11 protein-coding genes are annotated in these 12,885 nt (G+C 71.0%); 5 read left to right on the top strand and 6 right to left on the bottom strand.

The window, feature by feature from the left end:
• Positions 1 to 193 precede the first annotated feature (193 nt).
• The 3 genes from AB0J24_RS07095 to AB0J24_RS07085 form a co-directional block, all read right to left on the bottom strand.
• Positions 194 to 979, bottom strand: a complete 786-nt coding sequence (locus tag AB0J24_RS07095) for a molybdenum storage protein subunit alpha (protein ID WP_358676722.1) — start codon at positions 977 to 979, stop codon at positions 194 to 196.
• Positions 976 to 1,803, bottom strand: a complete 828-nt coding sequence (locus AB0J24_RS07090) for a uridine kinase (RefSeq protein ID WP_358676719.1) — start codon at positions 1,801 to 1,803, stop codon at positions 976 to 978. The genes AB0J24_RS07095 and AB0J24_RS07090 overlap by 4 nt, the downstream gene beginning before the upstream one ends.
• A 162-nt stretch (positions 1,804 to 1,965) precedes the next feature.
• The gene (locus AB0J24_RS07085) at positions 1,966 to 3,105 is read right to left on the bottom strand and encodes an LLM class flavin-dependent oxidoreductase (RefSeq protein ID WP_358676716.1); all 1,140 of its coding nucleotides are present in this window, start codon (positions 3,103 to 3,105) and stop codon (positions 1,966 to 1,968) included.
• Between the two features lie 263 nt (positions 3,106 to 3,368).
• On the opposite strand from AB0J24_RS07085, the gene AB0J24_RS07080 reads away from it, so the two are divergent.
• The 3 genes from AB0J24_RS07080 (at position 3,369) to AB0J24_RS07070 (ending at position 7,231) form a co-directional block, all read left to right on the top strand.
• Entirely contained in the window at positions 3,369 to 4,385 is a 1,017-nt protein-coding gene (locus AB0J24_RS07080; RefSeq protein WP_358676713.1) for an AraC family transcriptional regulator, read from the top strand.
• 64 nt (positions 4,386 to 4,449) lie between these two features.
• Complete coding sequence (locus tag AB0J24_RS07075) at positions 4,450 to 5,925, top strand: aldehyde dehydrogenase (RefSeq protein ID WP_358676710.1); 1,476 nt, start codon at positions 4,450 to 4,452, stop codon at positions 5,923 to 5,925.
• Between the two features lie 37 nt (positions 5,926 to 5,962).
• Positions 5,963 to 7,231 carry a bifunctional 3,4-dihydroxy-2-butanone-4-phosphate synthase/GTP cyclohydrolase II gene (locus AB0J24_RS07070; RefSeq protein WP_358676707.1) on the top strand — a complete coding sequence of 423 codons (1,269 nt, stop codon included), beginning with the start codon at positions 5,963 to 5,965 and terminating at the stop codon, positions 7,229 to 7,231.
• A gap of 49 nt (positions 7,232 to 7,280) precedes the next feature.
• Here the strand turns inward: AB0J24_RS07070 and AB0J24_RS07065 are convergent, their stop codons facing one another.
• Entirely contained in the window at positions 7,281 to 7,811 is a 531-nt protein-coding gene (locus tag AB0J24_RS07065; RefSeq protein WP_358676704.1) for a flavin reductase family protein, read from the bottom strand.
• Between the two features lie 367 nt (positions 7,812 to 8,178).
• Between AB0J24_RS07065 and AB0J24_RS07060 the strand changes: the two genes are divergently transcribed.
• Positions 8,179 to 9,126: an AraC family transcriptional regulator gene (locus AB0J24_RS07060; protein WP_358676702.1), complete on the top strand. Its 948-nt coding sequence runs from the start codon at positions 8,179 to 8,181 to the stop codon at positions 9,124 to 9,126.
• A gap of 100 nt (positions 9,127 to 9,226) precedes the next feature.
• On the opposite strand, the gene AB0J24_RS07055 is transcribed toward AB0J24_RS07060, so the two are convergent.
• Together AB0J24_RS07055 and AB0J24_RS07050 are read right to left on the bottom strand one after the other, a co-directional pair.
• Positions 9,227 to 9,427 (bottom strand): cold-shock protein, encoded by a 201-nt coding sequence (locus AB0J24_RS07055; RefSeq protein ID WP_358676700.1) that lies wholly within the window; start codon positions 9,425 to 9,427, stop codon positions 9,227 to 9,229.
• Between the two features lie 828 nt (positions 9,428 to 10,255).
• Positions 10,256 to 10,945: a M24 family metallopeptidase gene (locus tag AB0J24_RS07050; RefSeq protein ID WP_358676698.1), complete on the bottom strand. Its 690-nt coding sequence runs from the start codon at positions 10,943 to 10,945 to the stop codon at positions 10,256 to 10,258.
• A gap of 245 nt (positions 10,946 to 11,190) precedes the next feature.
• Here AB0J24_RS07050 and AB0J24_RS07045 point away from each other — a divergent pair, with 245 nt between their 5' ends.
• A complete protein-coding gene (locus AB0J24_RS07045) occupies positions 11,191 to 12,798 on the top strand; it encodes an NAD-dependent formate dehydrogenase (RefSeq protein WP_358676696.1) in 1,608 nt (535 codons plus the stop codon).
• Positions 12,799 to 12,885 lie beyond the last annotated feature (87 nt).

Here is a 12,885-nt window from a genome sequence, read left to right as displayed (position 1 = left end):
GCGTCGCGCTCGGAGCAGCGGTGGCGGGCGGGGAGGTACTCACGCCTCGAGTGTCGCCGCACCCGGCCCCGGCCGAATCGGTCGGCCGATCGGTCGGTTCCCCCGCTCCGGCGCACCGACGGGCCGGGCGGCCGCGCGCACCTCGCGCCTCGGGCGGGGTCCGACGGCGCGCCGCCACGACGGCCGTTCACCGTCAGCCCGAGATGACGGTCCCGACGTGCCGGCCCGCGAGGGCGGCGGTGAGATTGCCCGATGCCGTGCCGTCGATCACCTGGACGGACCGCACGTGCTTGGTCCGCTGCAGCGTCGCCAACGCCTCCCGGTCGATCGGCAGCTCCGCCGCCGCTCCCCCGAGCAGCTCGGCCGCCCCGACCGCACCACCCGGGCCGGACCGCTCGCCGGCACGCACGTAGGTCAGTGACGCCGCACCCCACGCGTCGGCCAGCAACAGCGCCCCGGTGTCAGTGCGGTGCGGCGGGAGCTTCCCGGTACCGGCCGGGAACTCGTGCACCCCGAACGGCGGCCACCCGTTGGTGACCACCGCGTTCGACGCCGCCAGGTGCACCGGCAGCTGGTGCGCGACCGTGTCGTGCCCCAGGTAGGCCACCCCCCGGTCGGCCAGCAGCGCCGCCACCAGATGCCCGTTCTGCTCCGCCTCCCGCCCGGCCAGCTCCGCCAACGCCCCGGTCGGCAGGCCCAGGTCCAACCCGACCCCGAGCACGTGCCGCGCCCGCACCCCGGCCCCGGTGCAGATCAGCAGCGGATCACCGTCGAGGGCCGCGCGGATCTCCGCCACCAACGGCAACAGCACGTCCCGGCCACGGTCGATCACCGAACGCCCGCCGAGCACGACGACCCGCAACCTCGGCAGCATCCGCACCACCGGCCGGCGCTGGTCGACCGGACGGACCCGGTCGCGGTCGAGCAGGGTCTGACGGGCCAGGGCCGACTCGACGTCCTTCGGGTACGTACCGCTCATCGCGCACCTCCGGCGGTGATGATCGTGCCGACGTGCTCGCCGGCCAACGCGCGGGTCAGGTTGCCCGGCTTGAGCCCGTTGACGACCTGCACACTGCGGACGTGGCGGGCCCGGCGCATCAGCTCCAGCACCGGACGCTCGACGATCAGGTCCGGCAGATCCAGCTCCACCAGCTCCTCGACCGTGATCTCCGGGATCAACCTTGCCGACCGGTCGGTCTTCGGGTTCGCCGTGTACAGACCGTCCTCGTCCTTCACGAAGATCATGTTGCGGCAGCCGTAGGTCTCGGCGACCAGGTAACAGCCCGCATCCGTGCGGTACGGCGGGATGACCCCCTCCTCGGGCAACGGCTGCCACATCGCGTACGGCGGCATCCCCGCGAAGACCGCTGCCCGCGACTCCGACAGGTACAACGGCAACGCCTCGAACCCGCCACCGGAGACCACCGGCACGCCGTGGCGGGCCAACAGGTAACCCAGCATCGTGGCGTTCTGACCGGCCACGGCGTTACCCACCGAGCTGAGCACACCGGTCGGCAGACCCAGCTCCGCAGCCAGCGCGTACGCGTGCCGGGCCCGCGTCCCGCCCCCGGTCCCGATCAGCAACCGGTGTGTCCGCCGGGCCTCCAGCAGCTCCTCCACCAGCGGGAACACCGCTGCCCGACCGCGATCGACGAAGCTCTGCCCACCCACCTTGATCACCGACACGTCAGGCAGCACAGGGGTGTCGGGGGTCCGTTCCGTGGCCGCCGCCAGCTCCGGGTCGTCCAACGATCGGGACAGCAGCAGCGACTCGAGATCGGCCGCACTCGCGGCGTCGGGCATCGTGGTCTCCTTCGGGTGCGGCTCCGTCCGTGTCGCGCCGCGGCGGCGTGGCGAGCACGGTTCGCAGGCGAAGGTACTGGTTCGGGCCGGGGCGCGCCCGACCCGCCGACGCCGTCGAGGCGGCCCCCGGTCGGAGGCCGCCTCGACGAGCGCGGTCGGTCGTCAGTGCCGCAGACCGTTCTTGCGCAACAGCGGCATGACCTCCTCACCGAACGCCTTGAGCTCCGGTGCGTAGTCGTGGAACCCGAAGATCGCACCACCCATGCCGGCCTCGGACAGCTCCGCGAACTGCTCCGCGACCTGCTCCGGGGTGCCGACCAGGTTCGGGCCGCCCCATCCGGCGATGAACCGCTCCTGGTACTTCTCGATCTGGGTGCCGAACGATCCCGACTGGATGCCCAGCACGTCCATCACGTTCTTCGCCCCGGCCCAGTCGCCGTTGTCGATGATCGCCTGCTGGGCGGCCTTGGCCTCCTTCTCGGTCTCCCGGCAGATCACCAGGCAGTAGGTCCAGACGTCGATGTCGCGCTGGTAGGTGTCGTTCGCCAGACGCTTGATGCCACGGATGTACTCCGGTGCTTCCTCGGTCGGCAGCGCGATCAGGTTGATGTCGACGTTGCGGGCGGAGAACTCCTGGCCGCGCGGCGAGGCACCGGCGTTGAGCAGCGCAGGACGCGGCGCCTGGATCGGCTTGGGGTAGGCGTGCGCGCCCTTCGACTGGAAGAACCTGCCCTCGTGGTCGAACGAGCCCTTCTCGTTCCACAGCTTCATCGCGAACTCGAGCCATTCCTGGCCGTACTCGTAGCGCTCGTCGTGTTCGAGCTGCTTGCGACCGAACAACTCCATCTCGGGGGTGAACCAGCCCATCACCAGGTTCATCCCGAAGCGCCCGTTCGAGATGTGGTCGATGGTGGTGGCCATCTTCGCCGCGACGATCGGGTGGACGGTCGGTACGTGCGTGGTGGTGAAGATGCCGATGTTCTCGGTGGCCTGTGCGAGACCGGCCGCCCAGGTGTAGGTCTCGAAGCAGACACCGTTGAAGTTGGTCTCTCCACCGAACCCGGTCCAGCGTCCGACCGGGACGAACGCCTCCATCCCGAGCTGGTCCGCGGTGCGGGCGATCTCGAGCTGCTGGTCCCAGGTGACCCGGAAACCGGTCGGCTCGTGGCTCATGACCACGCCGCCGCTGCAGTTGGCGGCGAAGATGCCGAGCTTCAGCTTCTGGTCGTTGAAGACCGGGTTGTCGTTGACCGACTTGTAGTGGCCGAGCAAGCCGTCCGCCTCGTGCATGGTGTAGGTCACAGCAGTCCTCCGTCGTCGATGAGCAGGGATCGCAGGCCGGGCGTGCTGGGGCGCCGGCCGATCGCTGTGCTGAGGAACGTAGGTAGCGCCGCGGAACCCGGACTATCCGCGCACCGACCGTCGCTGTCCGGAAAGCGACCGGCCGGGGACCGGCCGGCGGCGGGGCGGTTCACGGAGGCGCGGGTCGTTCCGCGGATAGCGGGCGCCGTCCACCGGCTCCTACCGTGAGGCGGCTCCGAGCGGAACTGCCACCGGAGGTGGGTATGGAGTCGAGGGCGACCGAACCGCTGGCGGGTCTGCCGGTGCTGCGGACCGAGGATCCCGACGCCGCCGAGCAGACCGTGTCCCGTGCCTACGTGCCGCACCGGTTGCGCGCGAGCGGCCGGCTCGACGCCCGGCTCAACCTGACCAGCTCGCCCCGCCTCACCTTCGGGTATCTGGCCTACGGCGGTGACGTCGAGCTCGTCGTCCCACCGATGGTCGAGTGCTACCACCTGAACCTGACCGTCCGGGGCCGCACCCGGGTCCGTCAGGCGGGTTCCCTGGTGGTCACCGCGGCCGCGGTGAGCGGGGTGCTGTTGGGCCCGCGGCACGAGGCGAACCTGGAGTGGTCGGCGGACGCCGGGCAGTTCGCGGTGAAGATCCCGGTCGCGTCCCTGCAGGCCCATCTGTCGAGCCTGTTGAACGAACCGGTCGCGCCACCGGAGTTCGGCCTGGGCGTGAGCCTCACCTCCGACGTCGGCCGAGGGATGTTGGGGGCGGCGTCGTTCCTGGCCGTCCAGTTCGGTGCCGGAGACGTCGCCGAGCTCGTCCGCGACCAGCTCGAGTCGTACCTGCTGACCCAGGTGCTGGTGGCCACCGACCACGCGGACACGGCCCGGTTGCGCGGCGGCGCCACCGCGGGCCGGTGCGCCGTGGCAGGCGTCCTGGACTACATCGAGTCCTACCCGGAGCGGGCGCTGGGCATCGCCGAGCTCGCGGTCGTCGCCGACACGTCCGCCGCCGCGTTGCAGGCCGCCTTCGAGCACGAGCTGGGCATGACCGCCGAGCAGTACGTGCGCGGGGTGCGGCTCGCCAGGGCGCACGCCGATCTGGTGCGGGCCGGGCCGGACGACTCGGTGGACGCGGTGGCCGGCCGGTGGGGGTTCGGCAGCACCCGGCGCTTCCGCGACGAGTACCGAACCCGGTACGGACGCGGCCCGGACACCACCCTGGGTTCCCGTGGTGGTCGAGGCCGGTCGGGGTCGCGCAACGGACATCGTCCGGCCGTCAGCGGATAGCCGGGCCCCGGGCCCGCTCATAGCGTCGGGTGCGGCTCCACACGTACGTCGAGGAGGACGATCGATGGCTGATCTCGAACGGTTCAAGCTGGTGATCGGCGGACGGTCCGTCGACGCGGCCTCGGGGGCGACCTTCGAGTCGCAGAACCCGTACACCGGCCGCCCCTGGGCGGTACTGGCCGACGGCAGCCCCGAGGACGTCGACACCGCCGTCACCGCGGCCCGCGCGGCGCTCGACGGTGAATGGGGCGCCATGACCGGTTTCGTCCGCGCCCAGCTCCTGCGCCGGCTCGGCGACCTGATCACGGAGAACGCCGAGCGGCTGGCCCGCCTGGAGGTCAACGACTCCGGCAAGCTCTACCGCGAGATGATCGGCCAGGCCAACGGCCTGGGCTCCTGGTACCACTACTACGCCGGGATCGCCGACAAGCTCGAGGGCCGCCAGATCCCGTCCCCCAACCCGAACTACCTCGTCTACACCCGCAGGGAGCCGATCGGGGTGGTCGCGGCGATCACCCCGTGGAACTCGCCCCTGCTGCTGTTGACCTGGAAGCTCGCCCCCGCGCTGGCCGCGGGCTGCACCATGGTGGTCAAGCCCTCCGAGCACGCCCCGGCCTCGACCACCGTGCTGGCCGAGCTGTTCGCCGAGGCGGGCTTCCCGCCCGGTGTGATCAACGTCGTCACCAGCCGGTCCCCCGAGGTCGGTGCCGCGCTGGCCGGGCATCCCGGAGTGGACAAGGTCGCCTTCACCGGTGCCACCTCGACCGGCCGGCACGTCGCGCACGCCGCGGCCGAGAACCTCAACCCGGTGACCCTCGAACTCGGCGGGAAGTCCCCGCAGATCGTGTTCGGTGACGCCGATCTCGCCGCGGCGGCCAACGGCGTGATCTCCGGTGTCTTCGCCGCCACCGGTCAGACCTGCATGGCCGGCTCCCGGGTGATCGTGCACGAGTCCGTGCACGACGAGCTCGTGCGGCTGGTGGCCGAACGGGCGGCCACCATCAAGCTCGGCGACCCGCTGGACCCGGCCACCGAGATGGGGCCGGTCGCGAACGCCCCCCAGTACGACAAGGTGCTGCACTACCTGAAGACCGCGCAGGACGAGGGTGCCACCGTCGCCTACGGCGGCGCCGCCGACTCCGATCTCGGCGGTCTGTTCGTCAAGCCCACGCTGCTCACCGGGGTGGGCCCGGACTCCACGATCGTCCGCGAGGAGGTCTTCGGCCCGGTCGCGGCCGCGTACACCTTCGCCGACGAGGACGAGGCGATCGCGCTCGCCAACGACACCCCGTTCGGGCTCGCCGGCGCGGTGTGGACCAAGGACGTGCACCGCGCACACCGGGTCGCGGCCAAGGTGCGGGCCGGCACGGTGTGGATCAACGCCTACCGCGTCGTGGCGCCCAGCGTCCCCTTCGGTGGCTACGGGCTGTCCGGGATCGGCCGGGAGAACGGCGTCGACGCCGTCACCGCCTACACCGAGAACAAGTCCGTCTGGGTGGAGCTCACCGGTGGCACCCGTGACCCGTTCACCCTCGGCTGACGCTCCCGGCGCGCCCCGACAACCACTGGAGCTGACGATGACGCACTCCGGCCCGCCCCTGCCGGCCGCGGTCTCCCTGCCCGGCACGCTCGCGGTCCAGCAGGCGGTGGCCGCGCTGGCGGCCGGTCGCATGGTGATCGTGACCGACGACGCCGACCGGGAGGACGAGGGTGATCTCGTGCTGCCCGCCGCGACGGCGACCACCGAGCAGATCGCCTTCATGGTCCGGCACAGCACGGGGATCATCTGTGCACCGATGCCGGGCGAGCGGGTCGACGCGCTCGGTCTCCCCCAGATGGTCACCGACAACGGCGATGCACACGGCACGGCGTTCACCGTGACGGTGGACCACGTCGACGCCGGCACCGGCGTCTCGGCGGACGACCGTGCCCGGACCCTGCGGGCACTGGCCGATCCGGCGACCCGGCCCACGGACCTGCGCCGTCCGGGGCACGTCTTCCCGTTGCGCGCCCGCGACGGCGGCGTGGTCGTGCGGGCCGGACACACCGAGGCCGCGGTGGACCTGCTACGGATGGCCGGCGCGGAGCCGGTGGGCGTGATCGGGGAGATCGTGGCCCCCGACGGGTCGATGGCCCGGGGTGCGGTGCTGCGTGCCTTCGCCGCCGAGCACGACCTGCCGATGCTGGCCATCGCCGACCTGGTCCGCTACCGGAGGGCCACCGAGCGGTTCGTCGAGCACGTGGCCACCTCGACCATGCCGACCGAGTTCGGCGAGTTCCGGGCGGTCGCCTACCGCTCCCTGGTCGACGGCGTCGAGCACCTCGCACTGCTGCACGGTGACGCCGCCGCGGCGAGCCGCTCGGCCAGGGGTGCGCTGGTGCGGGTGCACAGCGAGTGCCTGACCGGCGACATCATCGGGTCGCTGCGGTGTGACTGCGGCGCCCAGCTCGAGCAGGCCATGCGGGCGATCACCACCGAAGGTGCCGGCGCGGTGGTCTACCTGCGCGGCCACGAGGGACGCGGGATCGGTCTCGCACACAAGATCCGGGCCTACGCGCTGCAGGAGACCGGTCTGGACACCGTCGACGCGAACACCGTCCAGGGGCTGCCGGTGGACTCCCGTTCCTACGGGGTCGGTGCGCAGATCCTCGCCGACCTCGGCATCACCCGGCTGCGGCTGATCACCAACAACCCCGCCAAGTACGGCGGCCTGGACGGTTACGGGCTGGAGATCCTCGGCCGGGTCGGGCTGCCCAGCGCGACCGGCCCGCACAACGTGCGCTACCTGCGCGCCAAGCAGGAGCGGATGGGGCACCTGATCGCGATCGAGGAGAGCTCCGGCTGACCGCACCCCGGCGGCGGCCCCGGTCCGGTCCGAGCGACCGGGCCGGGGCTCAGCCGGTGAGGTCCGGGTTCACCTCACGAACGCCGTAGGCTCCCCGGTGGTAGAGCAGCGGCGTCCGGCTCTCGTCGGCGCCCAGGTCATGCACCCGGCCGACGACGATCGTGTGGTCACCGCCCGGGTACTCGTGCTCGATCGTGCAGTCGATCCACGCCACCACCCCGTCGAGCACCGGCGCACCGGACGGGGCCGGGCTCCAGGACACCCCGGCGAACTTGTCCGTCCCGGAGCGGGCGAACGCCGCGCTGAGCTCCTCGTGACCGGCGGCGAGAACGTTGACACAGAACGTCCCGATCTCGCGGATCCGCGGCCATGACGACGACGTGACGGCCGGGCTGAACGAGACCAGCGGCGGGTCCAGCGACAACGAGCTGAACGACTGGCAGGTGAACCCGACCGGACCGGCCGGGCCGACCGCGGTCACGACGACTACACCGGAGGGGAAGTGGCCGAGGACGCTGCGCATACGCGCGGCCTCGATCGCGACCGGCTCGGACATCGCCTGGGGCGTCTGCGCACTCATGGCGTCGAGGCTAGGAGCCCATTCGCGCTGCCGATATCCGCGAAGCGCCACACCCTCGTCCGCGCGACGCCGTCGGTCGAGCGCTCCACCCCCCGGTCACCACGAGTAGTCGTCACGTCCGGTCAGCGAGCGGCTCTGCACCGCGTCCGACGACCCGGGGACGTCGCATTCCGGATAGTCGCGTCGCGACACGGATGGTGACACTGCACAACAGTCACTTACCGTTGACAACGACCGGCGGTTGACGACGACCGCCGGTGGTGACGCCGACCGGCCGGGCAGAGCCGACCACGGCGGTCGAAACCCGCGGAGGCTGGAGATGATGCGTGGGCACCCCGGTGCCGAGGAGCTTCCTCGACCCCTGCTCGTGACGGACGATCTCGAGCAGGCGCAGCACTACATCACCGATGTCTACATCCCGCACGACCTGCAGACCCGCGACGGCAGGCGGCTGGACTTCAAGCTGCGCTACCTGGCCTCCGAGCGCTTCACCGTCGGGCACCTCGTCTACGGCGCCGACGCGGAGCTGCTCGTCCCGCCGATGCGCGACTGCTACCACCTCAACCTGACCCTCGTCGGCCGGACGATGGTGTCGCAGAAGGGGCGTCAGGCCTCCACCCGGGCCCATCGCAGCGGGGTGCTGTTCCTGCCGGACGACCCGTTCACCGTCCGGTGGAGCCCGGAGGCGGTGCAGTACGCGGTCAAGCTCCCCCGGCGGGCACTCGAGGCACACCTCTCGAAGCTCATCAACCGGCCGGTCGAGCGCCCGATCGCCTTCGACCTCGGCTTCGACCTGACCTCACCGGTGGGCCAGTCGCTGCTCTCGGCGGTCAACTACCTCCGCGTCGAGCTCGCCCGCCCCGGCGGCATCTCCGAGATGCCGCTGGCCCGTGACCAGCTCGAGTCGCTCGTGCTCACCCAGCTGCTGCTGGCCGTCCCGAACGCCTTCACCGGCCTGCTGCACTCCCCCGGCCGACCGGCGCAGCGCAGCCGGATCCGCCGCGCGATCGACCTGATCGAGGGCAACCCTGCGGCCGAGCTCTCGCTCGCCGATCTCGCCGCCGCGGCCGGGGTCACCGGACGGCAGCTGCAGCGGGGGTTCAAGGAGACGGTCGGCATGTCGCCGATGGCCTACGTCCGCGCCGTCCGCCTCGACCGGGTGCACGCCGAACTGCTCGAGTCGGCCGGTGAGGTGCCGGTCACCGAGATCGCCATGCGCTGGGGCTTCTTCCATCTGAGCCGCTTTGCCCAGCAGTACCGGGCGCGGTTCGGCCACCTGCCGTCCGAGACGGTGCGCCAGGTGCTCCAGCGCTGACCGGGGCCGGCAGGTCCGGAAACGAGTCCGGCGGTGACATGGGCGAGGTGCTGCCTCGCCCGCGTCACCGCCGGATCGGATTCCCCGGACGGGGAACGGGTCAGATGACCACGCTGGAGGCCTGCGGGCCCTTGGCGCCCTGGGTGACCTCGTACGAGACCTTCTGGTTCTCGGTCAGCTCACGGAAGCCGGAGGACTCGATCGCCGAGTAGTGCACGAACACGTCGGCGCCACCGTCCTCGGGGGCGATGAAGCCGAAGCCCTTCTCGGCGTTGAACCACTTCACGGTGCCACGTGCCATGGGGGTACTCCTTCGATGGTGCGTCGGACGGAACAACCACGTCCTGCGGCTGCCCGGGTCAAAGTGAATCCCAGACGACAGCCGACTCCGGCACGACCGAAGACAGCGATTCGCCCGCATCATCATCCTGCGAGCGTGCTTCGAGAAGAACGAATCTCAGAACTACGGTGACCGGCACCGACGCTACACACCCATCCGGCCCGCGCCAACTGCGACAGCCGGCACCGGCGATCCGACACGATGTCGCACGAAGCGCGGGACGGGCCCGCCGACCCGGTGGGCACACCCGGCGAACCGGTGTCCGAGCTGCGCGTTCCCCGGATCCGCCGGCCGCCCCGTTCCTGGCCGGCAGCACCGACGACCCGCGAGCGTGACGCCGGTCACCATGGTCAGTCGCACAGCTCGCGGAGCGCGCTCTCCCGCGCTCATAACGAGACGCTTGACACACCGGTCGACGCGCGGTATCTCTGATTCATCGAGAGACGGCAGTCGTAGACGCCACAGGGACGGCGACCGGATCGAGACGAACGGAGGGTGATCCATCAGAGCAGCCCCCGAACATCTGGATCATTGAGTAGCGACAGTCGAACGCGGGGCCCGGTCCGTCGGACCGGGCCCCGCCGTCGTCCGCCCGAGGATCACTCGCGGGCCAGCTCGGCGAGCCTGACCTCCCGGGTCCGGGTGAGGTGGGCGCGCAGCTCGACGGTCCCGACCTCACCGGCCGGCCGGCGAGTCGCCCGCTCCGCATTCACCGACCGTTGCGCCCTTCGGGTGATCCCTGCCACGTCGGTCGGCCGAGCGGCGGCCCCTGCGTCCCAGGTGGGCGACTCAGATGTCCAGCAGCTGCTCGACGAAGCCACCGAACCCACCGGCCCGGTCCACGATGTGGATCTCCAGGATCCAGCGGCAGACCCGGCCGGACGACGCCGTGCGGCGCAACGGCGCGGTGTTGCCATCGGTGATGTAGCTGCCCCGTCGGTCGCCCTCGATCCGCTCGTGGGGGAACTCACCGACGAGGTGCCCGGCATGGGTCTCCGGGTGCTCCCAGCCCGCCTGCGCGATCCGGCCGAGCACGTACCGGTACAACTGCTCACCGGTGACGTCCTCCTGCTCGAGGAACCGCCTGCGCCCGTCCTCCCACAGCCTCGACAGGTCCGCGGCGAGTCGGTGTTTGGCCGGGTCGTCCCCGACCACGTAGGTGCGTCCGAAATCAGCCTCCCACTCCTCGAAGATCGGCCCGAAGTCCACGAAGACGATGTCGTCGTCGGTGATCGTCAGATCGGGCGGGTTCTCCCGGTACGGCGACAGCGTGTTGCGGCCCGTCCGCACGATGCGCTTGTGCCAGAACCGGTCGATCCCGAACAGCTCGCGCGCGAGGTCACGCACCCCGTCGGAGACCTCCTGCTCGGTGGCCCCGGCCGCGATCAGCCCACGGCCGGCCGCGGTCTCGAACAACACCCCCGCTTTCCTCTCGGACTCGCGCAGCGCGTCGATCCTGGCCTGCTCGAGGGCAATCATTCTCACTCCTCTCCGCATCTGCGCACACCGCGTCAGCGCAGACTCCGCAGATGCGGAGCGCTCTCCGAGCCTGCCACGGCGCCGGCTCGATCCGACACTCCGACCCGCCACCGGTGCGCGCAACCCCCGGTATCGATCGACATCGTCGATGAGCCGATCCAGGAGACTCATGTCTCCGCAATTGCGGAAACGAGAGCACCGTAGAACCGTGAATGCGGTATCACAGTCCAGCTCGAGGAGGAGCTATGGCCACCATTCTCTGCGTGCTCTACGACGACCCGGTCAGCGGCCACCCGAAGTCCTATGCCCGTGACGGGCTGCCCGACCTGGAGGGTTACCCGGGCGGGCAGACCCTGCCGACACCGTCGGCGATCGATTTCACCCCGGGGGAGCTCCTCGGCAGCGTGTCCGGCGAGCTCGGGCTCCGCCGCTTCCTGGAGGACCAGGGCCACACCCTGATCGTCACCTCGGACAAGGAAGGGCCGGACTCGGAGTTCGAGCGCCGCCTGCCCGAGGCCGACGTGGTCGTCTCCCAGCCGTTCTGGCCCGCTTACCTGACCGCCGACCGATTCGCCAAGGCACCGAACCTGAAGCTGGCACTCACCGCCGGCATCGGCTCCGACCACGTCGACCTCGATGCCGCGATCGAGCACGGCGTCACCGTCGCCGAGGTCACCTACTGCAACTCGATCAGCGTCGCCGAACACGTGGTGATGATGATCCTCTCCCTGGTTCGCAACTACCTGCCGTCCCACCAATGGGTCCTCGACGGTGGTTGGAACATCGCCGACTGCGTCCAGCGCGCCTACGACGTCGAGGGCATGGACATCGGCACCGTCGCCGCCGGGCGGATCGGCCTCGCGGTGCTCCGCCGCCTGGCCCCGTTCGACGTGCGGCTGCACTACACCGACCGCCACCGCCTCCCGGCCGAGGTCGAGCAGGAACTCAACCTGACCTACCACCCCGACGCCCGTGCGATGGTCCCGCACTGCGACGTCGTCACGATCAACGCGCCGCTGCACCACGAGACCCGCAACCTGTTCGACGACGACCTGCTGGCCACCATGCGGCGGGGCACCTACCTGATCAACACAGCGCGCGGGCTGATCGTCGACCGCGACGCGATCGTGCGCGCCCTGGAGAGCGGGCAGCTCGCCGGTTACGCCGGCGACGTCTGGTACCCCCAGCCGGCGCCGGCCGACCACCCCTGGCGGACCATGCCGCACCACGGCATGACCCCGCACATCTCGGGCTCCACCCTCTCGGCGCAGGCCCGGTACGCCGCCGGCACACGGGAGATCCTCGAGTCCTTCTTCGCCGGCAGCCCGATCCGGGACGAGTACCTGATCGTCGAGGGCGGCCGGCTCGCCGGTACCGGCACACTCCTACAGCGCGAAGGGGTGACGGCGGTGACCACCCGCCTCGACGGCCGCCGAGCCGTCCTCGACGCGAAGAAGCGCCTCGGACTGCGCTGGGAAACGATCGCCGACGAGATCGGACGTTCCACGGAGTGGACGACATCCGCGCTGCTCGGCCAGCAGACCCTGACCGCGGACCAGGCCGTGGCGGCGGGCGCGCTGCTGGAGCTCGGCGCCGGCGCGACCGATGCCCTGACACTGCCGCCCGAGCGGGGGGCCGCCGCGGCCGACACCACCGACCCGCTCGTATACCGGTTGACCGAGGTCGTGCAGGTGTACGGCAGCACGATCTCCGAACTCGTCCGTGAGGAGTTCGGCGACGGGATCGTGTCCGCCATCGACTTCGAGCTCGGCCTGGCCCGGGAGACCGATCCGAAGGGCGACCGCGTCGTGATCACCCTGAACGGGAAGTTCCTCCCCTACCGGACCTGGTGAGAACGGGCCGGGGCCCGGGGTCGCCCGGGCCCGGCCCGTAGACGAAACAACACCGGGTGGGAACCCCGGGGGGGAGAGACGGTGGGG

Origin of the sequence: Pseudonocardia sp. NPDC049635, from assembly GCF_040659795.1 — a bacterium.
Lineage (GTDB): Bacteria > Actinomycetota > Actinomycetes > Mycobacteriales > Pseudonocardiaceae > Pseudonocardia.
This window is presented reverse-complemented; position numbering and strand designations above follow the sequence as displayed.